Genomic DNA, 25,351 nt, shown 5'->3' with positions numbered 1-25,351 from the left:
CCTCGACGATCTGGGCGCCGGCCTTCACGACGACGTCCTTGGACTTCAACTCACGCTCGTCCCACAGCTTGCGCATGTAAGGGACGGAGTCCTTGGCGGCCTTGCGGATGGCGGCCTGGTCGTCCTTCGACAGGCGGTCCCAGGTGACCTTGGAGAAGACCAGAACCTCCGGTGCCATGGCGTGCTCGGTGCGGGTGAAGTACTTTGCCGCCTCGAAGTGGCGTGAGGATTCATAGGACGGGTAGTTGTTCTCCGCCGCGTCGACGATGCCGGTCTTGAGGCCGGTGTAGACCTCGCCCATCGGCATCGGCGTCGGGTTGGCACCCAGCGCCTCGATCATCGAGACGAACAGGTCCGACTGCTGGACGCGGATCTTCATGCCCTTGAGGTCGGCCAGCGACGACACCGGCTTCTTGGAATAGAGCGAGCGTGAGCCGCTGTCGTAAAAGGCCAGACCGATCAGCCCTTGGCTTTCCATGGCGGCCAGGATCTCGTCGCCGATCGGGCCGTCCAGCACGGCGTGCATGTGGTCGGTGTCGCGGAAGATGAAGGGCAGGGCGACGACCATCGTCTCCGGCACGACGTTGTTCAGCGGCGCCACGTTGATGCGCATCATGTCGAGCCCGCCGATCTTGATCTGCTCGATCGTGTCGCGCTCGTTGCCCAGCGCGCCGTTCGGGTAGACCTTCACGCCGAGCTTGCCGTTGCTGCGTTCGCTCAGCAGCTTGCCCATGTACTTGACCGCCTCGACGGTCGGGTAGTCGCCGGGATGGATGTCGGCCGACCGGAAGTCGCGGGCCGACACCGGGGCGGCGAGCAGCGCGCCGGCAGCGCAAGCGGCCAGCAGCGCCATGCCGAGGCGACGGAAGGTGTTCTTCATGACCGTACTCCTGCCTTAGGAGAAGTGCCTGTTGGAGCGGAGGCGGGGCGTCGGCCCGCCGAAAATGGAAAAACGAAAAGTCCCTGTGTTCGGAATAAGCCCGGGCTGTTCGGCTGTGCGCCTTGAATAATAGCGCTGCGAAAACAGGGGCAAAAAATAATCCCGAAGGGGATAAAGGCGCAAAATCCCGGCGCCATCGGCGTGTGCCGACGGGGGTGAAGCTGGGTGGTTCTTGTCCTTTGTTCCGAAGTGCCCGCGATGTTCTTCCGCGTGGCTCTCCGATTGTTGTTCGGTGAACAGGGCGCCGGTTGTTTGCGTCGGCACCGCGTCCCGCTGGGCTAGTTATATTAATATATCAGCTATCGGAGCAAGCACAAAACGGGGGGGTGGAACGCGTGACGCCAAAATGTCGCAAGCCGGGTGGGGATTAAAGGTTGGGGATCAAAGCCGGGGCGGGGTTTGACGTCCCGCGGCGGTGGGCGCGTCGGTGAAATAGAGTGGTGCGGCGGCGCGCAAATCGTCGATGGCCAGCCGCAATCCATCGAGATGGACGCCGAGCGCCTCGACGCTGGCCTCCCGGTCGTGGGCGGCGATGGCCTCCACGATGGCGTCGTGCTCGGCGATGACTTTGGCCATCTGGCCGGGAACGGGCAGGGTCAGGCGCCGGCAGCGGTCGACCTGCACCTTCACCTGTTCCACCAGCGCCCAGAAGCCGGGGAATCCGGCGACATCGGCGAGCAGGGCGTGGAAGCTCTCGTCAGCCTCGTGGAAGCCGTCGCGGTCGCAGGCGGCGCAGAGGTCGCGCTGCGCTTCCAGCGCCGCGCGCAGCTGCGCGATGTCGCCGGCGGTGGCGCGGACGGCGGCCATCCGCACGGTGGCCTCCTCCAGCGCCTTGCGGATCACACCGGCTTCCGGCAGGGCGGCGACCGGGATCAGGGACACGTAGGTTCCCGACTGTGGGAAGACGTCGATCAGCCCCTCGTCGGCCAGCCGCAGCACCGCCTCGTGCACGGGGGTGCGGCTGACGCCGTAGGCCGCGGCGATGCGGGCCTCGGCGATGGGTTCGCCGGGTCGTCGGCGCATCCCCAGGATGTCGTTCCGCAGGTCGCGGTAGATGGGAGAGGCGGAGCGCGGTGCGGGCCGGACCGTGGCGAGCCGGCGCTGCCGCGGCGGGGCAGCGGTGAGTGTGTCCGATGGCATGAGCCACCTCGTCGGGCGGGCGGGTCGCGCGGGCGTGGGCCGGCGTCCCGGTGAACGTGTGAAAGCTAATATATTAGTGTTTGCGCCCGGTGCTGAGTGGCAAAGTGTGGGACACCTCGGGCGAAGTGTCGCACGTCTCCGCCTCGGCCCGGCGGCGTGTCTCGCGGATCAGGATCAGCAGGCCGCTGGCGATGACGATGGCGGCGCCGGCCAGCACGTGGGTTCCCGGCCAGTCGCCCCAGACCAGCCAGCCGAACAGGCAGGCCCAGAGGATTCCGGCGTAGTTGAACGGGCTGATGACCGCCGCCGGGGCCAGGGCGTAGGCGCGGGTGGCGAAATACTGCGCGCCGCCGCCGACCAGCCCCATCGCCGCCATCAGCGCGAAGCCCTCCGCCGTCGGCATCGTCCAGACGAAGGGCAGGGCGAAGGCGCTGAGCAGCGTGGAGAAGGCGGTGAAGTAGAAGACGGTGGTGACCGGCGCCTCCGTCCGCCCCAGCTGCCGCATCGCCATCATGGCGAAGGCGTAGGCGACGGCGGCGCTCAGCCCGACCAGCGCGCCGGTGTTCAGCATGCCGCTTCCCGGCTGCACGATGACCAGCACCCCGGCGAAGCCCACCGCCACCGCCCCCCAGCGGTAGGGGCCGACCCGCTCCCCCAGCACCGGCACGGACAGCGCGGTCAGGAACAGCGGGGCGGAAAAGGACAGGGCCACCGCGTCGGCCATCGGCATCAGGTGGTAAGAGAGGAACAGCAGCACCATCGAGGTCAGGCCGATCGCCGACCGCCAGAAATGGCCGCCGAGATGCTCGGTCCGCAGGCTGCGCCAGCCGCCGGCGCGGGCCAGCATGGCGGTGGCGGGCAGCAGGGCGAAGGCGTTGCGGAAGAAGGTCACCTCGGCCAGCGGGTAGTCCGCCGCGAGATGTTTCGCCAGCGCGTTCAGCACCGCGTAGAGGAACACCGCCAGCAGCATGGAGACGATGCCGCTGCGCGCCTGGAGATGGCTGGGGATGGGTTGGGCCATGGGTGCCCTGCGGGGTGGTTCGTTGGTGAGACCTTGCCCCCACCCCGGCCCTCCCCCGCTTCGCGGGAGAGGGTGCCTTCTGCGAAGCGGCGGCAGTTCCCTCCACCTCAAAGAGGGGGAGGGTTAGGGAGGGGGCAACCGTCAGCCTCTAATGCGCCGTGCGGCGGCTCGGGCGGCGGTAGATGAACCAGTAGACGGCGCCGACCAGCACCGCTCCGCCGAACCAGTTGCCCAGCGTTACCGCGGCGAGATTCAGCAGGAACTGCCCCACCGGGATCACCGGCGCGGCGCGGCCCAGGTCGGCCCAGAAGGAGGCCGGGGCGCCCCATTCGATCAGCAGGCCCAGCGGCACGAAGTACATGTTGGCGACGCAGTGCTCGAAGCCCGCGGCGACGAAGGCGCTGACCGGGAAGACGATCGCCATGATCTTGTCGGTCACGCTGCGCGCGCCGAGCGCCAACCACACCGCCAGACAGACCAGCACGTTGCACAGGATGCCCAGGAAGAAGGCCTGTCCGGCGGGCAACCCCGCCTTGGCCGTGGCGAAGTAGAGCGCCGAGGCGCCCACCGCCCCGTGGCCGAAGGCGTACTGCCCGGACAGGAAGACCAGCAGCGCCGTGCCGGCGGCGCCGACGAAGTTGCCGAGCCACACCATGGTCCAGACCTGGAGCATCCGCCCGGTCTTCACCCGCCCGCTCGCCCAGGCCATGACCATCAGCGCGTCGCCGGTGAAGAGCTGCGCGCCGCCCACGATGACCAGGATCAGCCCCAGCGAGAAGACCAGCCCGCCGAGCAGCCGGGTCACCCCGTAGGGCAGCATGCCCTCCGCCCCAGACATGGCGACGGTGGCGAACAGGCCGCCCAGCGCGATGAAGGCGCCGGCCAGCACCGCCAGGGCGAACAGCGTCGCACCGTCGTAGTTGGCCTTCTTGACGCCCAGATTCTCCGCCGCGAGCGCGATGGCGTCGGGCATCAGCGCGTCGAGAGAGGACGCGGGCGGGGTAGAGGGGGAGGCGTGTGGGGCGGCCTCCGGAAGGGAATGCGTGTCCATGATGGGGTTGCTCCTCGTCTCACACGACCTTCAGGCCCTGCGTCCGGAAGATGCCGCGCACCCGCTCGGTCAGCTCCGGCGGGGGAGGTTCGGTGTTGGCCAGCGCGTAGGGCAGGCCGAGCTGCTTCCATTTGAACTCGCCCATCTTGTGGAAGGGCAGGACGTCCACCCGCTCGACCACCTCCAGGCCGGCGGCGAATTCCGCCAAGCCCTCGATCTCGTCGAGATGGTCGGTCAGGCCGGGAACCAGCACGTAGCGCAGCCAGATCGGCTTGCGCATCGCGGACAGCCGCTCGGCGAATTCCAGGGTCGGGCGCAGCGGCACGCCGGTCACCGCGCGGTAGGTGGCTTCCTTGAACGCCTTGATGTCCAGCAGCACCAGATCGACGTCGGCCAGCAGATGGTCGTCGGCGTGGCTGCCGAGGAATCCCGAGGTGTCCAGCGCGGTGTGCAGGCCGAGCTGCTTGGCGCCGCGGTAGATGGCCGCGCAGAATTCCGGCTGGACCAGCGGCTCGCCGCCGCTGATGGTCAGGCCGCCATGGGCGCGGTGCAGGAAATCGGCGTAGGTGGCGATGTCGGCCAGCACATCCGAGGACTGGGCCGGCGACCCGTCGTGCATGTGACGGGTGTCGGGGTTGTGGCAGTACTGGCAGCGCAGCGGGCATCCGGCCAGGAACAGGACGTAGCGCAAACCCGGCCCATCGACCGTTCCGCCCGTCTCCACCGAATGGACCCAGCCGCGGACCGATGCGCCCGTCCCGGCGGCGTGCGCGGGGTGGGGGGTAATCGGGCTGAGCATGAGGCACCTCGTGAATGGGCGCCGGTGCCCGCTTCATTGCGGCACCGGCGCTGTGTGCCATCCTATGTCAGGCCCCGGCGTCGGCCATGACCGGGGTCAATTGATCTGACCGGGCTTCCTGCGCGTTTTGCGTGTAAGCGCCGGCCGGGAGGACGGGGCGTTCCACCCAGGCGATGCGCAGGATGTTGGTCGAACCCGGCATGCCGAAGGGCACGCCCGCGGTGATGACCAGCCGCTGCCCGTCCTCCGCCAAGCCATGGGCGTAGGCGATGCGGGTCGCCTTGTGCACCATGTCGGAGAAGTTCTGGATGTCCTCGGTCAGCACGCTGTGCACGCCGTAGGCCAGCACCAGACGGCGCGAGGCGGCGACGGTCGCGGTCAGGCAGAGGATCGGCACCTCCGGCCGCTCGCGGGCGGCGCGCAGGGTGGTCGAACCGCTGGTGGTGTAGGTGACGATGGCCGCCGCGTGGATGGTGTGGGCGACCTGCCGCGCCGCCGCGGTGATGGCGTCGGCCGCCGTCTCCTGCGGGTCGGCGTGCTGGGCGTCCATCATCGTGCGGTAGAGGTCGTCATGCTCGACCCGGCGGGCGATGCGGTCCATCATCGACACCGCCTCGACCGGGTAGGCGCCCGACGCGGTTTCCGCCGACAGCATCACCGCGTCGGCGCCGTCGAAGACGGCGGTGGCGACGTCCGACGCCTCGGCGCGGGTCGGGGCGGGGGCGCCGATCATCGATTCGAGCATCTGGGTGGCGACGATCACCGGCTTGCCGGCCTTGCGCGCCTCGCGGATGATCCGCTTCTGGATGCTCGGCACGTCCTCCGGCGGCATTTCCACGCCGAGGTCGCCGCGGGCGACCATCACGCCGTCCGACAGCTCGACGATGCGTTCCAGATGCTGGATGGCCAGCGGCTTCTCCAGCTTGGACATCAGGGCGGCGCGCCCGGCGATCAGCTTGCGCGCCTCCGCCACGTCCTCGGGACGCTGCACGAAGGACAGCGCCACCCAGTCCACCTCCTGCTCCAGCGCGAAGACGAGGTCGGCGCGGTCCTTCGCGGTCAGCGGCGACAGCGGCAGCAGAACGTCGGGCACGTTCACGCCCTTGCGGTCGGACAGCCTGGTGCCGGCCACGACGACGGTGTCGGCGTGGTCGGGGCTGCACGCGACGATGCGCAGCCGCACCTTGCCGTCGTCGAGCAGCAGGTCGGTGCCGGGGCGCAGGGCGGCGAAGATCTCCGGATGGGGCATGCCGACGCGGGTCGCGTCGCCCGGCTCGGTCGAGAGGTCGAGGCGGAAGGGCTGGCCCACCGTCAGTTCCACCGAACCGGCGGCGAAGCGGCCGAGCCGCAGCTTCGGCCCCTGGAGGTCGGCCATGATGGCGATGGGCCGTTCCAGCTCGCGCTCCAGGGCGCGGATGGCGCGCACGCGGGCGCCGTGGTCGTCGTGGGAACCATGGCTGAAGTTGAGGCGGAAGACGTCGACGCCCGCCTCGAACAGCGAGCGGATCATCTCCGGCGAGGAGGAGGATGGACCCAGCGTGGCGACGATCTTCGTCTGCCGGAAGCGGCGGATCGGGGAGGTGGGGGCGGTCATTTCGAAACGGGCTCCGCAAAAGAGGGCGGGGACGGCGGGCGCGGCGCGCGGGCGTTCATCGGTAAGACCGCCGCGCCAAAGCCGGCGTGACGGTGCGGCGCGCGGCGGTCGGTGCGGTTCTCGGGGATGCGCTCGCGGCACGGGCGGGCCTGGGCCGGCCGGGCTGCGCGTCTGTCCTTCACAAAATAAAATACTAGTATATCAGATTGAAAGGCAAGCCCGTTTCGTCGGGCGACGGGCTTGTCTTGCCAAAATGCCGCAGGCTCCCCCGCCCAATGGGTCGGACGGAGCGTAGGGCTTTTTGCCGAGAGGGATGGTAGTGGACCCACTTCGATTTTGGATTATTTTACCGACCCGACGTGCTTTAAAACCGCTTCGGTATGTTGGCATGAAACAAGCCAAGGGATCGGCAAATCATCGGCCTGTCCGGATGCATGGGTCAAATTTGAGGAACGCCGGAACAATGACGATGGTGGACGAATGACCGGAGCGGTGCGGCAATGACCGGTGGCGTAGACTTGAGCAATTGCGACCGGGAGCCGATCCATCTCGTCGGGTCCATCCAGCCGAGCGGATTCCTGATCGCGCTGTCGACGGATTGGATCGTCAAGCACGCCTCGTCCAACATCGGGACGTGGCTGGGTGTGGAACCCGACGCGCTGCTGGGGCTTCCCCTGACCGAGGTGATGGAGGAGGAAGCGCTGCACGCCCTCCGCGGGCGGCTCCAGCTCTCCCTGATCAACGGGTCGGTGGAGCGCGCCTTCCGGGTGAAGCTGTCGGCCAACGCGCTGCCGCTGGACATCGCGGTGCATCTGTCCGGCCAGTCGATCATCATCGAGGCGGAGCCGAGCGAGCCGGACAGCGAGCTGGACGTCGGTTCCATGGTCCGCGCCATGATCGGACGGCTGCAGCGCACCCCCGACTTCGACGCCTGCTGCCGCGAGGCGGCGCGGCAGCTGCGGTCTCTGACCGGTTACGACCGGGTGATGATCTACCGCTTCGACCGTGACGGCGCGGGGGAGGTGATCGCGGAATCCGCGGTGCGCGGCATGCCCTCCTATCTGGGGCTGCGCTACCCGGCGTCGGACATCCCCAAGCAGGCCCGCGCGCTGTACGAGCGGAATTGGCTGCGCTGCATCAACGACGTGGACGCGCCGCCCGCGGCCATCCTGCCGCCGGTCGGACCGGAGGGCGAACCGCTCGACCTGTCGATGAGCGTCCTGCGCAGCGTGTCGCCCATCCACTGCGAGTATCTGCGCAACATGGGCGTCGCCGCCTCGCTGTCGGTGTCGATCCTGCGCCGCGGCAAGCTGTGGGGGTTGTTCGCCTGCCACAACATGGTGCCGCGTCGGCTGTCGCTGGAGCGGCGCACGGCGGCGGAGCTGTACGGCCAGATGTTCTCCTTCCTGCTGGAAGGCGTCGAACGCGATCGGGAGGAGGCTTACGAGGCCAAGGCGCACCTGCTCCACACCCGCATCATGGCGGTGATGGCGGACGGCGCCACCTCCATGGAGAATCTGGAGCGGCTGCGCGGCGAGGTCGGCCACTACATCCGCAGCGACGGCTTCGCCATCGTGCTGGGCGGCCAGACCCTTGTGGACGGCAGCACCCCGACGCCGGAGGAGCTGCTCGGGCTGGTGCGCATGCTCAACCGCGCGCACGCCAGCCGCGTCTTCGCCACCAGCGAGATCGGGCAGGTCCACCAGCCCGGTGTGGATTTCACCGAGCGCGCCGCCGGCATGCTGGCCATCCCGGTGTCGCGCAAGCCGCGCGACTACATCATCTTCTTCCGCAAGGAGTCGGTCCGCACCGTCACCTGGGCCGGCAACCCGGACAAGCCCGTGGAACCCGGCTCCAACGGGCAGCGTCTCACCCCGCGCAAGAGTTTCGAGGCGTGGAAGGAGACGGTGCACGGCCAGTCCGCGCCCTGGACGGAAGCCGACCTGCGCATCGCCGACTCCCTGCGGATCACGCTGATGGAGGTGGTGCTGCGGCTGGCTGATCAGGCGGAGGAGGAGCGCCGGACGGCCCGCGAGCGGCAGGAGCTGCTGATCGCCGAGCTGAACCACCGGGTCCGCAACATCCTCAGCCTCGTCCGGGCATTGCTGGCCCAGAGCCGGGCCGGCGTCACCCGCGTCGAGGAATTCGCCGAGATCGTCGGCGGGCGCATCCAGGCGCTGGCGCGGGCGCACGACCAATTGACGGCGGAGAACTGGAAGCCCTCCCCCCTGCGTCCCCTGATCGCGGCGGAGGTCGACGCCTATCTGGGTAGCCGGGCGGAGCGGGTGGTCCTGTCCGGGCCGGAGGTGCTGCTGTCGCCCCCGGCCCTGTCCGTGATGGCTCTGATCATGCACGAGCTGGTGACCAACGCCGCCAAATACGGCGCCTTCGCCGACAGCGGCGGCCGGGTGAAGGTCCATTGGAGCCTGGACGAGCAGGACGCCCTGGAACTCTGCTGGGAGGAAAGCGGCGGACCGCCCGTGCAGGCGCCGACGCGCCAGGGTTTCGGCACGACCATCATCGAGCGTTCGGTCCCGCACGAGTTGAAGGGCGAGGCGACGGTGACCTACGCCCTGGCCGGGCTGAAGGCGCGCTTCACCATTCCGGCCATCCATGTCAGCCTGGCGCCGGAACGCCCGGCGGTGATCGAAGCGGCGGTGACGCCCTGCGCGGCGGCGGACATCCCGCTGGGCGGGGCTGTGCTGCTTCTGGAAGACAACATGATCATCGCCATGAGCGCGGAGGACATGCTGCTGAAGCTGGGCGCCGAGCGGGTGGAGACGGTGGCGAGCGTCCGTCAGGCGCTGGTCGCCATCACGGACGACCCGCCGGCCATGGCGCTTCTCGACGTCAATCTGGGAACCGAGACCTCCTTCCCGGTGGCGGAGCGGCTGCGCGAACTGGGCATCCCCTTCCTGTTCGCCACCGGCTACGGCGAGTCCGCGATCTTCCCGGAGGAGTTCCGCGACGTGCTGGTCCTGCGCAAGCCCTACGATTCCGAGCAGGTGCGGCGCGGGCTCCAGACGGTGCGGGGGATGTAGCCGGTCGGCGGGAGAGTCGGTCGTCGGGAAACTTGGCCCGCTCCGGAACGTCACGCGGCGGTGCCGGTCTGGCGGGTCAGGGCCTCCTGGAGCAGGCGGGCGGTGACCGGCTTGAACATCAGGCCGATCCCGTGCCGCTCGGCCTCCTGCATCACGTCGGGGCCGGAATCGCCGGTCAGCAGGACGGCGGGAACCGGTGCCCCGGCCAGTTCGCGGATCTTCAGGATGGCCTCGGTGCCCACCTTGTGCTCGCGCAGGCGGTAGTCGGCGACCATCACGTCGGGCCGCCGGCCCGCCGCCCGCAGCCGCTCCAGCGCCTCCTCGGTGGAGGAGGCGACGATGGTGTCGTAGCCCCAATCCTGGAAGATCGAGCGCAGCCCCATCAGGACGATGGCGTCGTCGTCGATCAGGACGGCCAGCCGCCCGCGCTCCGTTTCGCGGGGCGGGAGAACCGGAACCGGGTTTTCCGCGGCATCGCCGAGCGGCACGGAGATGCGGAACACCGATCCCTTGCCGAGTTCGGAGCGCACCTCCACCGGGTGGCCGAGCAGCGCCGACAGCTTCTGCACGATGGCGAGGCCGAGGCCGAGCCCCTGGTTGCGGTCCCGCTCGGGGTTGCCGACCTGATAGAACTCCTCGAAGATCCAGGACATCTGCTCGCCGGAGATGCCGATTCCGGTGTCGCGCACCTGGATGCCGGCGTGGCCGTCCAGGGGGTGGCATTCCAGGCGGATCACCCCGCGCTCGGTGTAGCGGATGGCGTTCTCCACCAGATTGCGAACCATGCGCCCCAGCAGGTTGCGGTCGCTGCGCACGGTCAGGTCGTGGTGGTTCACCACCTGGAGATCCAGACCTTTGGCGGCGGCGACCGGGGCGTAGGCGGACCCGATGTCGTCGAGCAGCGGCTTGACGGAAAAGTCCTCGATCCGCGGCTCGATCACCCCGGCGTCGAGCTGCGAGACGTCGAGCAGGCTGTCGAGCAGGCCCTTCAGCGTCTCCATCCCGCGCTCCAGCATTGCCAGGGCATCGCGCCCGCGCGGGGAGTGGACGTGGCTGTGCAGCGCCTCGGCGAAGAAGAACATGGACTGCATGGGCTGGCGCAGATCATGGCTGGCGGCGGCCAGGAAGCGGCTCTTGGAGCGGTCGGCCTGCTCCGCCGCCTCGCGGGCCATGCGGCTGTCGTGCACGTCCACCGCGGTGCCGACCCAGGCGATGACCTGACCATTCTGGCGCATCGGGTTGATCCGGCAGACGTGCCAGCGGTAGGCCCCGTCGTGGCGCTGCATGCGCACGTCGAAGCCGTAGGGCTCGCCCGCGGCGATGCCGCGCTCGCGGCAGTCGAGCAGCCGGGGATAGTCGGCGGGGTGGATGTAGGACCAGCGCTCCCCCTGTTCCGGGCTGCGCCCGGTGTAGGAGCGCCAGGCGGCGTTGTAGTATTCCCGCGCCCCGTCCGGCCGGTTGATCCACATCATCACCGGGGTGTTCTCGACCAGCTCGCGGAAGCGGGTCTCGCTCCGCCGCAGGGCTTCCTCGCCGGCATTGCGCTCGGTGATGTCGGTCAGGGTGACGACGGCCAGCGTGATGCGGCAATCGGGATCGCGCACCGGCTCGGCATCGGCCAGACAGATGACGGGACCGGCGGGGGTGTCGCGGCGCAGCTCCTCCTGCCGCACCACCGCGCCGTCGCGCAGGGCGCGGACCAGCGGCAACTCCGAAGACTTTTCCGAACCGCTCGTGAAGGGGCGGGGATAGTCCTCGATGCGCTCGATCCGGCCGAGCGGCTGGCCGATCAGCCGTTCCGCCGCGCTGTTGTGCAGGATCACCCGTCCGGTGGGCGCCTCCGCCACCACCACGCCGGCGCGCAGATGCTCCAGCACCGCCTTCAGCAGCGACCGCTCCGTTTCGCGCTGGCGGGTCAGGCGCCCGATGGCCCAGGCGGTTCCGGTCAGGGTGAGCAGCAGGATGAGCAGGAAGGGGAACCATGACCACAGGGTGGCCACATCGACGGTGCGCAGTGCGGCGGCCCGGTCGATCCCCACGGCGATGGCGAGGCCGCTGCCGTTGGCGCCCGGCGGGGAATAGGCGGTGACGCGGGGCGTCCCGTCCAACCCCTCGGTCAGCGCCGTCGCCGTCTCCGCGCCACTGAGCAACAGGCCGAGCCGTTCGGGAAGCGGCTGGCCGACGATTCCCTGGAGGTCCGGGACGCGGACGAGGACGGTGCCGCCGCGGTCGGCCAGAAGGACCGTCACGTTCGGCGGCAGGGGCTTGCGCGCCTGATACTGGCGCAGCCAGTCGAGGTCGAGCAGGGCGGTGACGACCGCCGGCTGGGTTCCATCGCTTTGCCCGCCGTTCTCGCCGCCGCGTGCATAGGGCAGGGCGAAGGGCAGAACGCGGTGGCGCGGCCCCTCGGTGGCGACATATTCGCCCACCGAGAAGAGGCCGGTCGTCAGGGCCTGACGAATCTGTGGCTGGTCGGCGCTTCCGGTCCCGACGGTCCTTCGGTCGGTGGCGCACAGGACGGTCCCCGATCGGTCGGCGAAGCCCAGCGTCAGATAGTTGGGCAGGCGCTGGTGAAGCCGCTCCATCGTCTCCTGGCAGGCCGGACCGGCGATCTCCGCCTCCGCCAGCGTGACCAGGATGTGTTCGATGTCGTCGACGATCCGCTGCTGTTCGGTCTGGATCAGGTCGAGCAGACGCAACGCCTCCTGACCGAGTTCGGCCTCCCGCTCCGCCCGCAGCCGGGTGTGGGAATAGACCTCGAACCCAATCAGCGGGGCCAGAGTGAAGATGAGCAGCAGAAGCCAGCGAACCATGGACACGATCGACCGTCCCGGCCCGGGGGCCGATGGGATGAAGGAAGCGATCGTATGAACCCTAACATACCGTAGTATGTTGCAACGCCTGTCCTTCGGTCCTAACGCTTTCCTGCGCCCGGCTGCGCTTGCCTCAACCCAAGGTCAGTGCTCCGCAATGGGGCGGGCACCCGCCAGGAAGAGGGCGACGGCCCGTCCGACGTAACGCTCCACCTCCTCCATGGAGAAGGATTGTTCCGGCAGGATCAGGCGGCGCAGCAGGATGTTGCCGGTGATCATGCCGATGAAGCCGCGGGCGGCCGCCTCCGGCTCCGCGACGGTCAGGGCACCGGTGGCGGTCTGCCGCGCCAGATAGTCGGCCAGCCGCCGCTGGGCGGTTTCCGGGCCGATGCGGAAGAAGGCTTCGGCGATGTCGGGGATGCGTCCGCCCTCCGAGACCAGCACGCGGACGATGGCCATGGTGCGGTCGTCGAACAGCGCCGCGACGAGGTGCAGGGCGAAGCGGGTCAGCCCGTCCTCCGGCGCTGCCCGCTCGTCGGCCTGGATGGCGGCCAGCCCGTCCTGGATGCGGGCGCTGTTCTCCTCCATCATCACGCGGAACAGCCCCTCCTTGTCGCCGAAATGCTCGTAGAGGGTGGCGCGCGACCCCCCGGCCCGGCCGATGATGTCGGTCAGCGTGGTCTTCTCGAAGCCCTTCTCGACGAACAGCGCCGCCGCCGCGTCGAGCAGGGCCTGCCGGCGCGCCCGACCGCGCGGGCCGACCGTGGATGCGTCCTTGTCCGTTGTCCTGTCCGTCAATTCCCTGGCGTTTCCCCGGTGCATCGGTTTTTCCACGGCCTTCCAAGCGAAAGTTCCGCACACTGTCGAAAGAGCTATGCCGGCTGCCAAGCTCTGTTGCAATGGGGTCTGTCAGTCCGGTTCCCTAGCGGCGGATTCATTTATGATGGTTCCGCCTTGCGCATGGCATCGAAATGCATAGAAGCGTTAAATATTCACTTTGCGGAAATTTAGTAAATGTTCATATAAAATAAATCAGCATAAATAATACAGTGCATTTATGATGCATATAAAAAATGGCTATTTTTTACACATCTTTTAGTAAAAATATTAATATGTTTTCGACCTTATTCTTTGCTTATTGCTGCTTATATAATTATTCTGATATAAGCTCTGTCATCAAAGGATATGTTTCCTTTTTCAAGCCCTTTCGTGCTTGGGACATCATATATTCTCAATGGATCTTTCTCAAGATAATGCATCAACTCACTTTCTGCCAATGCAAGAGACGCATTTATTGTTGGATATCCATCAGTACACAGCACGATCTCATCACCAATATTTATGCTAATCTCCTCTATATGCATTTTATCGACTTTGTGGCCGTCGATGGCGCCATAGCTCCATTCTCCAAAATTTGGATTGTTTCGTAGAACATGCTGCATGCCAAGCCAAGGCATTATTGTTTCTCGCCCTATATCCAATCCATTATTCTCAAATCTTCCATCAGCAATTAGCATTTTTATATAAAGGGATCGGGCTTCTCCCATGAATTCATCAAACTTCTTTATTCTTACGCTTTTACTCCCGTTTATCATTGATTGTACATCTCCAACAATAGTAATCTTCAGTGTATCTATTGTAACAATTGCGATAGAAGCCGAAGGCGAATGCTCATCTGTCTTGTTTATTCCATTGGGAATCAGCAATCTCTTCTGAACGTAATCCCCCACTTCGCGGATAAGATCCTCACCAGAAAGCTTTGAGGGGGCTGTCTTTAGGAACGATAAAATTGTCTCTGAGATGGAGCGTCCCGGCGTCACGCCGTCAATTTTCACTCCACTTTTCTGCGTAGCTCCATCTATAACAGCAACATAATTATCATTGATAAATATTGAATCCTCGCAAAGATAATCATAACCCATCCGTCCCATTAGGAAGGATTCTATAACTTTCATGACGCTTCCTCATCCATCTCAGCGGAAAAAAGGTTCAAAGTTTCATCATCACCATTTTTGATCTTTCTGAAGTCTAAAATTTTAGGCTTTCCTACATAGTGACCAGAGACGGATGCTTTAACCAAGCAAACGTAGTCACTAACAAAGAGATATGATAATTTTGATAGGTTTTCTACGAATGCTGTTGCAGCAGCATCCAACCCATATGTGTGTGTACCCATGATAATCAGGCATCGCGCTTCCCTATTGTAAGGGTTTCTTGTCTTTATAATAAGTCCATAGTCCTCAGTAACAAACCCATTTTTGATTACACCTTTTATTTTTGTGTTACTAATTCTATTGATGATCTGGTTGCCGACCATAGTATACGGCAATTTATCCATTTTTTTTAGAAGATCTTCCGTTAATTTATTGTTTTTTGGCCCTCCGATAACAATTAAGTCTCTCCCACAATAAATTTCGGGAAGTTCTTCCGACAATAAGACATTGCTTGAATTTATTGTTTTGTATGCTCTAATAAATCCAGGAACAAGGATGCCTACGGCTCTAATTTGTCCAATACCTGAAGAATACCTGATATATTCTCCTGTATCCACTTTTGCTGAAGTCGCAAGAACAAATACAGATGTTCTGTGTTCTTTTAATCCCCACGATAATCGGGCTGGAATCCTTTTTCTTACTATATGCATTATATGCGCTATAAGCGCCCCGGCTGCCGCTGATGCTAATGCTTTCCCAAGATAATTTAATGCATTTTCTGAGAGCTCAAAGTACTTTGCTAAGTCGCTAATTTCCATAATTATCTCCTTTGTTATAAAATGCTAAAAATCTAGCCTAAATTTAAAAATCACATTCTTTTTAAGATATGTCAAGTGAACATTTGACGGTGATATTTTTGCATACAATCTGAGAATGTCAGTTAGACAGAATTACATTTTAGTATCTGCGCACATATCTTGAAGAGATCGCTCGTGCGTATATGCAATAATTTTCATGACTTCATTAGTTTATCTACCCTTGAATATTTTGAGAAGGACAGTATTTAAGAATACAGACAATAGATGTTGGTTTTATTAAACTGAAAGTAAACGTATAATGCGGATTACATCTCTCGAAACTTGAGCACAAGATATGATTTTTCTTGCGTTTGGGAGTGAGGTTAGGCCTGGGCCCCCGCGAGGAACAACCGGACGGACTGGCGGACATAGCGCTCCAACTCCTCCATGGAGATGGGCTCATTCGGAAGGATCAGCCGCTTGGTCAGCAGGTCGCCGACCACCATGCCGATGAAGGCATGGGCGGCCCCCTCCGGATCGTCGATGCGCAGGCGCCCGGCCTCCGCCAGGTCGCGGAAGCAGTCGGCGAGCCAGCCGATGGTCTTCTCCGGACCGACCTGGAAGAAGGCCCGGGCGATGTCGGGAATGCGCCCGCCCTCCGACACCAGGATGCGCAGGATGGCGGTGGTTTCCGGCATGGTCAGCGTGCCGGCGATGTGCAGACCGACGCGGAACAGGTTCTCCTCCAGTTCCTCGGCTAGCGCCACCGGGCCGGCGGTGCGCATGGCCGACATCTCCTCCAGCACGCGGTCGCAATGACGCTCCATCACCGCGCGGAACAACCCCTCCTTGTCGCCGAAATGCTCGTAGAGCGTGGTGCGCGACCCGCCGGCCTGCCGCAGGATGTCGGACAGCGAGGTCAGCGCGAATCCCTTCTCCACGAACAGCGTCGCCGCGGCGTCGAGCAGCGCCCGGCAGCGCGCCTGTCCGCGCGGGCCGCAGCCGGGTGGGTCGAAGCCGCCAGTGCCAAATCCGGCGATGCCACCCTGGAACGGTGTGGATGCCCCCTTGTCGGGCATTGCGGTTCCCCCTTGCGCGAACGGTCGTTCTGAATGTATCGTCTGGTACAGTGTACTGTATGAGACAGTACGAATAAAGGGGTCATTTCGCACCGTCCGCGCCCACCGGCCTTTTCCACCGGTTCCGAAGGCCGGTCCCGAAAGCCGGGTGGAATGTGGAACGCCCCCGGCTCATTAGGACATTTCATCGCCGCATCACGGCGTTTTCACGAGGAACGGATGTTCAACAGGAACGCATTTCTGTCTCTTGCCGTGGCGGCCTCCCTGACCGTGGTGCTGGGTGCCTGCCAGGATAAGAAACACGCCGCCGGGGGCCAGCCGGCGCCTGGACCGGCGGAGGTCGCGGTGGCCACCATCCAGCCGCAGAGCCTGTCCGTCACCACCGAGCTGCCCGGCCGCACCGCGGCCTTCCGCGTGGCGGAGATCCGCCCGCAGGTCAGCGGCATCGTGCTGAAGCGCTTCTTCACCGAGGGGGGCGACGTCAAGGCGGGCGACCAGCTCTACCAGATCGACCCGGCCACCTACGAGGCCAACCTCGCCGTTGCCCAGGCCGACATCCAGAAGGCGGAGGCCAACCTGCAGGCCGCCCGCAACAAGGCGGCCCGCTACAACGACCTCGTCAAGAACAGCGTCGTCAGCAAGCAGGACTACGACGACGCCATGGCCGCGCTGAAGCAGAACGAGGCGCAGGTCGCCGCCGCCAAGGCCGCCCACAATCTGGCGCGCATCAATCTGGACTACACCAAGGTCTTTGCCCCCATTTCGGGCCGCATCGGCAAGTCCGCCGTGACGGAAGGCGCGCTGGTCACCGCCAACCAGGCGACGGCGCTCGCCACCGTCCAGCAGCTCGACCCGATCTATGTGGACGTGACCCAGACCGCCTCGCAGCTCATGCAGCTCCGCCAGGACATGGAGAGCGGGCGCATCCGCCCGGCCGAGCCCGGAAAGATCCCCGTCTCGCTGTTCCTGCACGCGGCGGAGGCCCCCTATCCCCAGCGCGGCGAGCTTCAGTTCTCCGACGTGTCGGTCGATCCGGGGACCAGCTCGGTCCAGCTCCGCGCGGTGTTCCCGAACCCGAACCTGAATTTGCTGCCCGGCCTGTTCGTGCGCGCCCGCGTCGAGCAGGGGGTGGCCGAGAACGCCCTCGCCGTGCCGCAGGAGGCCGTCCAGCGCGGCCCCGACGGTTCGGCGCGCGTCTGGGTCGTCGGCGACGACAACAAGGTCAACCCGCGCACCATCAAGACCGAGCGGGCGATCAACAACGCCTGGCTGGTCTCCGACGGTCTGAAGGCGGGCGAGCGCATCGTGGTCGAGGGGCTTCAGAAGGTGAAGCCGGGGGGCGAGGTGAAGCCGGTCCCGGCCCAGGCCGCTGTCGCGGCCCTGCCCGGACCGCAGGCGCGCTGATACCAAGGACCGATCCATGTCGAAATACTTCATCGACCGGCCCGTCTTCGCCTGGGTCATCGCCATCGTCATCATGCTGGCGGGCGGTCTGGCGATCCTGGGCCTGCCCGTCGAGCAATACCCGAAGATCGCCCCGCCGACGGTGTCCGTCACCGCCAGCTACCCCGGCGCGTCCGCGAAGACGCTGGAGGACACGGTCACCCAGGTCATCGAGCAGAAGATGACTGGGCTCGACCATTTCCGCTACATGTCGTCGAACAGCGACTCGTCGGGCAACGTCACCATCACCCTGACCTTCGAGCCGGAGGCCAACCCGGACATCGCCCAGGTCCAGGTGCAGAACAAGCTCCAGCTCGCCGTGCCGCTCCTGCCGCAGGAGGTGCAGCAGCGCGGCCTCCAGGTGTCGAAGGCCGGCAACGACTTCCTGATGGTCGCCGGCTTCGTGTCCAGCGACGGGCGGCTGACCCAGGGCGACATCGCCGACTATGTGGCCTCCAACCTCCAGGACACGATCAGCCGCGTCGAGGGCGTGGGCGACATCACCGTGTTCGGCCCGCAGCACGCCATGCGGATCTGGCTGGACCCCGACGCGCTGAACAGCCACCAGCTGACCACCATCGACGTCACCAACGCTATCAAGGCGGAGAACGCGCAGGTCTCGGCGGGCCAGCTCGGCGGCGCTCCGGCCGTGCCCGGCCAGCGCATCAACGCCACCATCATGGCGCAGTCGCGCATGCAGACGCCGGAGGAGTTCGGCGCCATCCTGCTGCGCGTCAATCCCGACGGCGGCCAGGTGCGGCTGCGCGACGTCGCGCGCATCGAGGTCGGGCAGGAAACCTACGAGATCACCGCCCGCTACAACGGCAAGCCGGCGGCGGGCCTGGGCGTCAAGCTGGCGACCGGCGCCAACGCGCTGGACACCGCCGCGGCGGTGAAGGCGCGCATCGCCGAACTGTCGGCCTTCTTCCCGGAAGGGCTGGAGGTCATCTACCCCTACGACACGACGCCCTTCGTCGAGCTGTCGATCCACGAGGTCATCAAGACGCTGGTCGAGGCGATCATCCTCGTCTTCGCCGTGATGTACCTGTTCCTGCAGAACTTCCGGGCGACGCTGATCCCGACCATCGCGGTTCCCGTGGTGCTTCTCGGCACCTTCGGCGTGCTGTCGCTGTTCGGCTTCTCGATCAACACGCTGACCATGTTCGGCATGGTGCTGGCGATCGGCCTGCTGGTCGACGACGCCATCGTGGTGGTGGAGAACGTCGAGCGCGTGATGAGCGAGGACGGGCTGCCCCCGCGCGAGGCGACCCGCAAATCAATGGGCCAGATCACCGGCGCGCTGATCGGCATCGCGCTGGTGCTGTCCGCCGTGTTCGTCCCCATGGCCTTCTTCGGCGGCTCCGCCGGTGCCATCTACCGCCAGTTCTCCCTGACCATCGTGTCGGCGATGGCGCTGTCGGTGCTGGTGGCCCTGGTGCTGACCCCGGCGCTCTGCGCCACCATCCTGAAGCCGGTGGCGAAGGGTCACGGGCAGGCCAAGCGCGGCTTCTTCGGGCTGTTCAACCGCGGCTTCGACGCCAGCAGCCGGGTCTATCTGAGTGGGGTGCGCGGGGCGGTGTCGCGGCTCGGGCGCTACGGCATCGCCTATGCGCTGATCGTCGGCGGCTTGGCCTACCTGTTCCTCCAGATGCCCTCCTCCTTCCTGCCGCAGGAGGACCGCGGGACCATGTTCGTGCTGTGGTCGGCCCCGCCGAACGCCAGCATCGAGCGCACGCTGGAGACCACCAAGCAGGTCGAGACCTATTTCCTGGAGAAGGAGAAGGACAGCGTCGAGGGCCTGTTCACCATCGCCGGCTTCAACTTCGCGGGCCGCGGCCAGAACGCCGGCATGGCCTTCGTCCGGCTGCGCGACTGGAGCGAGCGCGAGTCCGCCGACCGCAAGCCGACGGCCATCGCCGGGCGTGCGATGGGCGCCCTGTCGAAGGCCAAGGACGCGGTGGTCTTCGCCTTCATGCCGCCCTCGGTTCCGGGTCTCGGCAACGCCACCGGCTTCGACCTGCAGCTTGTGGACCGCGGCGGCGTCGGGCACGACCGGCTGATGCAGGCGCGCAACCAGCTGCTGGGCCTTGCGGCGCAGAACGCCAAGCTGGTCGGCGTCCGCCCGAACGGTCTGGAGGACACGCCGCAGTTCAAGCTGACGGTGGACCGCGAGAAGGCCAGCGCGCTCGGCCTGTCGCTGACCGACGTCAACACGACCCTGACGGCGGCCTGGGGCTCCTCCTACGTCAACGACTTCATCGACCGGGGGCGCGTGAAGCGCGTCTATCTCCAGGCCGACGCCCCCTACCGCATGCAGCCGAGCGATGTCGACCGCTGGTATGTGCGCAACGCCATGGGGCAGATGGTGCCCTTCTCCGCCTTCACCACGGCGCAATGGACCTTCGGCTCGCCGAAGCTGGAGCGGTACAACGGCATGTCGTCGCTCAACATCCAGGGCTCCGCGGCGCCGGGTGTCAGCTCCGGCGAGGCGATGCAGGAGATGGAGGCGATGATGGCCAAGCTGCCGCCGGGCGTCGGCTATGAATGGACCGGCCTGTCCTACGAGGAGCGGCTGAGCGGGTCGCAGGCCCCGGCGCTCTACGCCCTGTCCATGCTGATCGTCTTCCTCTGCCTGGCGGCGCTCTACGAGAGCTGGTCGGTGCCGGTGTCGGTCATCCTGGTGGTGCCGCTGGGCGTCATCGGCGCCGTGCTCGCCGCCACGCTGCGCGGTCTGCCGAGCGACGTCTACTTCCAGGTGGGCCTGCTGACGACCATCGGCCTGTCGGCGAAGAACGCCATCCTGATCGTGGAGTTCGCTAAAGCATTGTACGACGAAGGCATGGAGCTGAAGGACGCCGCCATCGAGGCGTGCCGCCAGCGCCTGCGCCCGATCATCATGACCTCGCTGGCCTTCGTGCTGGGCGTGCTGCCGCTGGCGACCAGCAGCGGCGCCGGTTCGGAAAGCCAGAACGCCATCGGCGTCGGCGTGATGGGCGGCATGATCTCCGCCACCGTGCTGGCGATCCTCTTCGTCCCGGTCTTCTTCGTCGCGGTCTACCGTCTGTTCGGCAGCAAGCGTACCGGCGCCCATCCCCCGCAGGGTGCCGAGCCGGTGCCCGCCGGCGACTGACGGTTCGGCTGCGGCTGGAAGCGGAAGGCCCGGTCCCGGAAACGGGGCCGGGCTTTTTGCTGGCCTTGCTTGCTGGCCTTGCTTGTTGGCCGGGTTTCGCGGGCTGTGCTTTGTCCTTGCCGAAAGGATCATCCGGCCTCATATTTTCGCCATATGATACCGTATGGAGGGGCCATGATCCGCGCGGAAATGGTGGCCGAGGTTCTGGGTGGAGAGCGGCTGATCGGGCGCCCTATCCATTCGCTTGCCGATCTCAGCGATGCCGTTGACGAGGGACTGCCCAAGTCGACGCTCGGCACCGTCGTCAAGCGCGTCACCCGCGATCCCCGGCATCGCCGCTCCATCATGTACGGCATCGTGCCGGAGGCCACCTACAAGCGGCGCCGTGATCGGCTGAGCCGGGATGAAAGCGAACGGACGGAGCGCTTGGCCCGCATCACCGCCCACGCGCTGAGTGTTTGGGGCGTGGAGGCAGACGCCCAGGATTTTCTGGCGGCGCCGCACCCGATGCTGGGCGGTCGCACGCCGGTGGAGGCGGCGGTGACGGACCTCGGGGCTCGGCAGGTCGAACAGATCCTCGCGGCCATCGAATATGGGCTTCCCGTGTGATCGCCTTCCGGATTGCCGGCGCCAACCATCCGGTGTTCGATGGAACCGGTGCCGAACTGCACGGTGGGCGTTGGAATTCGCGCGGGCGCCGGGTGATCTATGGCGGCGAGTCCTTCGCCATCTGCATGCTGGAGCGGTTGGTCTACACCGCCATCGGCCGCGCCCCGGTCAATGACCGTTTCGTTTCGATTGCCATTCCGGACGATGTCGTCGAATCCGTCGATCCAGCCCATGTGCCCGGCTGGAACGAGCCCGGGCATGCGGCGAGCGCTTACGGCGACCGGTGGTTCGACGAGGGGCGTTCCGCGGTTCTTCTGGTGCCGTCCGCCGTCACCGCGATCGACCGTAACATCATCATAAACCAGCGCCATCCCGACGCCGCACGCATCACCGTTTCCGCGGAGCAGCCGGTGCGGTGGGACCCGCGCCTGTTCTCCCGTCCTCGTTAGGCTGTTCCGAAAACCATCGATCCGCGGCGAAACGGCGCACGCTGTGCGCCACCGCCCGAAGCGCCTTGCCCTCAAACTGATATACTAGTATTTATTGTTCCCGGGGATGGCGGCTGAGCGCCTGCTTGTGGCGTTCCAGCCGTTCCCGCAGGGCGTCGCCTTTGCGCAGCGCCACGGCAATCGACAGTATGTCGCCGAGGACCAGATGGCTGATGCGCGACGTCATGGGCGAGTGGATGTCGAAGTCTTCTGCGACGTCGGCCAGCAGGCTGACCGTGGCGAGCTGCGCGAGCGGCGAGCCGGAGCGGGTGATGGCGACGACCATGGCCCCGGACGACAACGCGTTCTGCACGGCCTCCAGCATGTCGCGGGTGCCGCCCGAGCTGGATACGGCAACCACCGCGTCGCCGGGGGAGAGCGACAGGGCCGACACGAAATAGATGTGGGCGTCGCTGTAGGCGACCGTGGGGATGCCCAGCCGGAAGAAGCGGCGCTGGATGTCCTGCGCCACCGTGCCGGAGTTGCCGGAGCCGTAGAACTCGATCCGCCGCGCCCCGGCCAGCAGGTCGGCGGCGCGGTCCACCGCCTCCGCCGACAGGTTGTTGCGCACCTGCATGAGCGTCGCCAGAGTGCGGTCGAACACCTTCCCCGCGATGCCTGCCGCGCGGTCGTCCGGGCTGACCTCCTGGTCGATGAAGGGCATGCCCGCCGCGATGTCCTGGGCCAGCTTGATCTTGAACTCGCGGAAGCCGCTGCAGCCCAGCGCCCCGCAGAAGCGGGCGATGGTCGGCTCGCTGACCCCGGCGCGTTCCGCCATGTCGGCCATCGACAGGGTGATGACCTCGCCCGGCTGGGCCAGCACGCAGTCCGCCAGCTTCCGTTCCGAAGGACGGAGCCCGTCGCGCACCGCCATGATCCTCGCCAGCATCGGCCTGTTCCCCCGTTCCGTCCGTCCGCCACTGTAGCACAGATAGTAAAACTACATGACTTGATAGAAGGGCGCTATCGGCTGCGCTGTCTCACATACCGGGACCGCCGACGATGCGGCGTTCCGTCACAGTAACGTCATCAAAAAACGTGGAAAATCAACCGCTTTTGCCTTGCGCGCCTCGCCGTTCCGGTCTATGTAGCAAAACTACAGAATGAGTTTTGGCCCTGTCGGCTTCACAGCCCGTTGCCATACCGCCGCTCCCGCCCCGACCGGAGTACGGCGGTCTTCCGACCCCTCCACTGGGGGCCTCCAGGGTCGATCAGCGACGCGGCGCGTGCCGCCCAGACGCCTTTTCGTGAGGAGACATCATGGACACCCTGCTGAGAGACGGACTCGTCGAGACCCCGGAACAGCAAGCCGAGCGCCCCTGGCGCCGCTTCGTTCCGGGCGTCTGGCAGCAAGAGGTCAACGTCCGCGACTTCATCGTCCGCAACGTCCACCCCTACGCCGGGGAATCACGCTTCCTGACCGGCCCGACCGGACGGACCAAGGCCCTGTGGGACAAGGTCACCGCCCTGCTGAAGGAGGAGCGCGCGGCCAAGGGCGGCGTGCTCGACGCCGACACGGAGGTCTTCGGCTCGATCACCGCCCACGCGCCGGGCTACATCGACCGGGAGCTTGAACTCGTCGTCGGTCTGCAGACGGACAAGCCGCTGAAGCGCGCGATCATGCCGTTCGGCGGCTGGCGGATGGTCAAGAACGGGCTGGAGGCCTACGGCTTCAAACCCTCGCCCAAGCTGGAGGAGGTCTTCCCCGGCCTGCGCAAGTCGCACAACGACGGCGTCTTCGACGTCTACACCGACGAGATGCTGCGCTGCCGCAAGTCGGGCGTCATCACCGGCCTGCCGGACGCCTACGGGCGCGGGCGCATCATCGGCGACTACCGCCGGCTGGCGCTCTACGGCGCGACCTTCCTGATCGAGGACAAGAAGGCCCAGTACAAGAGCCTGGAAGTCGACCGCATCGACGAGCACACGCTGCGCCTGCGCGAGGAGATCACCGAGCAGATCAAGGCCCTGAAGGAACTCGCCGCCATGGCGACCTCCTACGGCTTCGACGTGTCGCGCCCGGCGGCCAACGCCCGCGAGGCGGTGCAGTGGACATACCTCGCCTATCTGGCGGCGGTGAAGGAGGCCAATGGGGCGGCCATGTCGCTCGGCCGTGTCTCCAGCTTCCTCGACGTCTACATCGAGCGCGATCTGCGCGACGGTTTGCTGACCGAGGAGGAGGCGCAGGAGCTGATCGACCAGTTCGTGACCAAGCTGCGCATCGTCCGCTTCCTGCGCACGCCGGAGTACGACCAGCTCTTCTCGGGCGACCCGACCTGGGTGACGGAGTGCATCGGCGGCATGGCGCTCGACGGGCGCACGCTGGTGACGAAGAACAGCTTCCGCATGCTCCAGACCCTGAACAACCTCGGACCGGCGCCGGAACCGAACCTGACGGTGCTGTGGTCGGAGAGCCTGCCGGAGGGTTTCAAGAAATTCTGCGCGGAGACGTCGATCAAGACCTGTTCGGTGCAGTACGAGAACGACGACCTGATGCGGCCCTTCTGGGGCGACGACTACGGCATCGCCTGCTGCGTCTCGGCCATGCGCATCGGCAAGCAGATGCAGTTCTTCGGCGCCCGCGCCAACCTCGCCAAGACGCTGCTCTACGCCATCAACGGCGGCCGCGACGAGGTCTCCGGCGAGCAGGTCGGCCCGGCCTTCGCGCCGATCACCGGCGACGTGCTCGACCACGACACGGTGGTCGCCCGCCTGCTGCCCATGATGGAATGGCTGGCCCGCGCCTACATGAACACGCTCAACGCCATCCACTTCATGCACGACAAGTACATGTACGAGCGGCTGGAGATGGCCCTGCACGACCGCGACGTGCTGCGCACCATGGCCTGCGGCATCGCCGGCCTCAGCGTGGTCGCGGACAGCCTGTCGGCGATCAAGCACGCCACGGTCAAGGTGGTGCGCGACGAGCGCGGGCTGGCCACCGACTTCGTCATCGAGGGCGACTACCCGGCCTTCGGCAACAACGACGACCGGGTCGACGGGATCGCGGTGTGGCTGGTCGAGACCTTCATGGGTCTGCTGCGCAAGCAGAAGGCCTACCGCGACGCGGTGCCGACGCAGTCGGTGCTGACGATCACCTCGAACGTGGTCTACGGCAAGAAGACGGGCAACACGCCGGACGGGCGCAAGGCCGGCCAGCCCTTCGCGCCGGGGGCCAACCCGATGCATGGGCGCGACCGCAAGGGGGCGGTGGCCTCGATGGCGTCGGTGGCCAAGCTGCCCTACGCCCACGCCCAGGACGGCATCAGCTACACCTTCACCATCGTGCCCGGCGCGCTGGGGCCGACCGAGGGCGAGCGGGTGGACAATCTGGTGGGCATGCTCGACGGCTATTTCGGCCAGGGCGGCCACCACATCAACGTGAACGTCTTCGACCGCGAGACGCTGCTGCACGCCATGGACCATCCGGAGCTGTACCCGCAGCTGACCATCCGGGTGTCGGGCTACGCGG

The 25,351-nt window shown here is 65.7% G+C and carries 18 protein-coding genes; 6 read left to right on the top strand and 12 right to left on the bottom strand.

Going from position 1 to position 25,351, the window contains the following annotated elements; all coding sequences use genetic code 11:
• The 6 genes from DS837_RS30740 to pyk form a co-directional block, all read right to left on the bottom strand.
• Nucleotides 1–880 (bottom strand): TRAP transporter substrate-binding protein (locus DS837_RS30740; RefSeq protein ID WP_211102444.1); only part of this gene is annotated, 880 nt, incomplete at its 3' end.
• A 441-nt stretch (nucleotides 881–1,321) separates the two neighbouring features.
• Nucleotides 1,322–2,080: a GntR family transcriptional regulator gene (locus DS837_RS30735; protein ID WP_149168222.1), complete on the bottom strand. Its 759-nt coding sequence runs from the start codon at nucleotides 2,078–2,080 to the stop codon at nucleotides 1,322–1,324.
• A 73-nt stretch (nucleotides 2,081–2,153) separates the two neighbouring features.
• Nucleotides 2,154–3,101, bottom strand: a complete 948-nt coding sequence (locus DS837_RS30730; protein WP_149168221.1) for a DMT family transporter — start codon at nucleotides 3,099–3,101, stop codon at nucleotides 2,154–2,156.
• 148 nt (nucleotides 3,102–3,249) lie between these two features.
• Entirely contained in the window at nucleotides 3,250–4,152 is a 903-nt protein-coding gene (locus tag DS837_RS30725) for a formate/nitrite transporter family protein (RefSeq protein WP_149168220.1), read from the bottom strand.
• Between the two features lie 19 nt (nucleotides 4,153–4,171).
• On the bottom strand, nucleotides 4,172–4,951 hold the full coding sequence (gene pflA, locus DS837_RS30720; protein ID WP_149168219.1) for a pyruvate formate-lyase-activating protein: 780 nt from the start codon (nucleotides 4,949–4,951) through the stop codon (nucleotides 4,172–4,174).
• Between the two features lie 67 nt (nucleotides 4,952–5,018).
• Nucleotides 5,019–6,545 carry a pyruvate kinase gene (pyk, locus tag DS837_RS30715; protein ID WP_149168218.1) on the bottom strand — a complete coding sequence of 509 codons (1,527 nt, stop codon included), beginning with the start codon at nucleotides 6,543–6,545 and terminating at the stop codon, nucleotides 5,019–5,021.
• A 500-nt stretch (nucleotides 6,546–7,045) separates the two neighbouring features.
• On the opposite strand from pyk, the gene DS837_RS30705 reads away from it, so the two are divergent.
• Entirely contained in the window at nucleotides 7,046–9,586 is a 2,541-nt protein-coding gene (locus tag DS837_RS30705) for an HWE histidine kinase domain-containing protein (protein WP_149168216.1), read from the top strand.
• A gap of 50 nt (nucleotides 9,587–9,636) precedes the next feature.
• On the opposite strand, the gene DS837_RS30700 is transcribed toward DS837_RS30705, so the two are convergent.
• The 5 genes from DS837_RS30700 to DS837_RS30680 all read right to left on the bottom strand — a co-directional run bounded on the left by DS837_RS30700 (nucleotide 9,637) and on the right by DS837_RS30680 (nucleotide 16,209).
• Nucleotides 9,637–12,399 carry a hybrid sensor histidine kinase/response regulator gene (locus DS837_RS30700; RefSeq protein ID WP_149168223.1) on the bottom strand — a complete coding sequence of 921 codons (2,763 nt, stop codon included), beginning with the start codon at nucleotides 12,397–12,399 and terminating at the stop codon, nucleotides 9,637–9,639.
• 144 nt (nucleotides 12,400–12,543) lie between these two features.
• Nucleotides 12,544–13,197, bottom strand: coding sequence for a TetR/AcrR family transcriptional regulator (locus DS837_RS30695; protein ID WP_247890218.1), 654 nt, complete (start codon nucleotides 13,195–13,197; stop codon nucleotides 12,544–12,546).
• A gap of 347 nt (nucleotides 13,198–13,544) precedes the next feature.
• Nucleotides 13,545–14,354 (bottom strand): hypothetical protein, encoded by an 810-nt coding sequence (locus tag DS837_RS30690; protein ID WP_149168214.1) that lies wholly within the window; start codon nucleotides 14,352–14,354, stop codon nucleotides 13,545–13,547.
• Nucleotides 14,351–15,151 carry a hypothetical protein gene (locus tag DS837_RS30685; RefSeq protein WP_149168213.1) on the bottom strand — a complete coding sequence of 267 codons (801 nt, stop codon included), beginning with the start codon at nucleotides 15,149–15,151 and terminating at the stop codon, nucleotides 14,351–14,353. Before DS837_RS30685 ends, DS837_RS30690 begins: the two co-directional genes overlap by 4 nt.
• Before the next feature lie 362 nt (nucleotides 15,152–15,513).
• Nucleotides 15,514–16,209, bottom strand: a complete 696-nt coding sequence (locus tag DS837_RS30680) for a TetR/AcrR family transcriptional regulator (RefSeq protein WP_149168212.1) — start codon at nucleotides 16,207–16,209, stop codon at nucleotides 15,514–15,516.
• A 219-nt stretch (nucleotides 16,210–16,428) separates the two neighbouring features.
• On the opposite strand from DS837_RS30680, the gene DS837_RS30675 reads away from it, so the two are divergent.
• From DS837_RS30675 to DS837_RS30660, 4 genes are all read left to right on the top strand, one after another.
• Entirely contained in the window at nucleotides 16,429–17,613 is a 1,185-nt protein-coding gene (locus tag DS837_RS30675; protein WP_149168211.1) for an efflux RND transporter periplasmic adaptor subunit, read from the top strand.
• A gap of 16 nt (nucleotides 17,614–17,629) precedes the next feature.
• The gene (locus tag DS837_RS30670) at nucleotides 17,630–20,782 is read left to right on the top strand and encodes an efflux RND transporter permease subunit (RefSeq protein WP_149168210.1); all 3,153 of its coding nucleotides are present in this window, start codon (nucleotides 17,630–17,632) and stop codon (nucleotides 20,780–20,782) included.
• A 174-nt stretch (nucleotides 20,783–20,956) separates the two neighbouring features.
• Nucleotides 20,957–21,391, top strand: a complete 435-nt coding sequence (locus DS837_RS30665) for an antitoxin Xre/MbcA/ParS toxin-binding domain-containing protein (RefSeq protein WP_145678940.1) — start codon at nucleotides 20,957–20,959, stop codon at nucleotides 21,389–21,391.
• Nucleotides 21,388–21,840: an RES family NAD+ phosphorylase gene (locus DS837_RS30660; protein ID WP_149168209.1), complete on the top strand. Its 453-nt coding sequence runs from the start codon at nucleotides 21,388–21,390 to the stop codon at nucleotides 21,838–21,840. Before DS837_RS30665 ends, DS837_RS30660 begins: the two co-directional genes overlap by 4 nt.
• A 91-nt stretch (nucleotides 21,841–21,931) precedes the next feature.
• Here DS837_RS30660 and DS837_RS30655 read toward each other — a convergent pair whose 3' ends face one another.
• Entirely contained in the window at nucleotides 21,932–22,768 is an 837-nt protein-coding gene (locus DS837_RS30655; protein ID WP_149168208.1) for a MurR/RpiR family transcriptional regulator, read from the bottom strand.
• Nucleotides 22,769–23,139: 371 nt separating this feature from the next.
• On the opposite strand from DS837_RS30655, the gene pflB reads away from it, so the two are divergent.
• A partial coding sequence (gene pflB, locus DS837_RS30650; protein WP_149168207.1) for a formate C-acetyltransferase occupies nucleotides 23,140–25,351 on the top strand: 2,212 nt, incomplete at its 3' end.

It is taken from the genome of Azospirillum brasilense, from assembly GCF_008365405.1.
In the GTDB taxonomy this organism is placed as follows: Bacteria; Pseudomonadota; Alphaproteobacteria; order Azospirillales; family Azospirillaceae; genus Azospirillum; species Azospirillum brasilense_D.
This window is presented reverse-complemented; position numbering and strand designations above follow the sequence as displayed.

Coding starts and splice junctions, on each gene's coding strand:
- DS837_RS30690 (WP_149168214.1), bottom strand. CDS start 14,354: ATGAAAGTTATAGAATCCTTCCTAATGGGACGGATGGGTTATGATTAT.
- DS837_RS30700 (WP_149168223.1), bottom strand. CDS start 12,399: ATGGTTCGCTGGCTTCTGCTGCTCATCTTCACTCTGGCCCCGCTGATT.
- pflA (WP_149168219.1), bottom strand. CDS start 4,951: ATGCTCAGCCCGATTACCCCCCACCCCGCGCACGCCGCCGGGACGGGC.
- DS837_RS30655 (WP_149168208.1), bottom strand. CDS start 22,768: ATGCTGGCGAGGATCATGGCGGTGCGCGACGGGCTCCGTCCTTCGGAA.
- DS837_RS30670 (WP_149168210.1), top strand. CDS start 17,630: ATGTCGAAATACTTCATCGACCGGCCCGTCTTCGCCTGGGTCATCGCC.
- DS837_RS30730 (WP_149168221.1), bottom strand. CDS start 3,101: ATGGCCCAACCCATCCCCAGCCATCTCCAGGCGCGCAGCGGCATCGTC.
- DS837_RS30675 (WP_149168211.1), top strand. CDS start 16,429: ATGTTCAACAGGAACGCATTTCTGTCTCTTGCCGTGGCGGCCTCCCTG.
- DS837_RS30685 (WP_149168213.1), bottom strand. CDS start 15,151: ATGGAAATTAGCGACTTAGCAAAGTACTTTGAGCTCTCAGAAAATGCA.
- DS837_RS30665 (WP_145678940.1), top strand. CDS start 20,957: ATGATCCGCGCGGAAATGGTGGCCGAGGTTCTGGGTGGAGAGCGGCTG.
- DS837_RS30735 (WP_149168222.1), bottom strand. CDS start 2,080: ATGCCATCGGACACACTCACCGCTGCCCCGCCGCGGCAGCGCCGGCTC.
- DS837_RS30680 (WP_149168212.1), bottom strand. CDS start 16,209: ATGCCCGACAAGGGGGCATCCACACCGTTCCAGGGTGGCATCGCCGGA.
- pyk (WP_149168218.1), bottom strand. CDS start 6,545: ATGACCGCCCCCACCTCCCCGATCCGCCGCTTCCGGCAGACGAAGATC.
- DS837_RS30725 (WP_149168220.1), bottom strand. CDS start 4,152: ATGGACACGCATTCCCTTCCGGAGGCCGCCCCACACGCCTCCCCCTCT.
- DS837_RS30705 (WP_149168216.1), top strand. CDS start 7,046: ATGACCGGTGGCGTAGACTTGAGCAATTGCGACCGGGAGCCGATCCAT.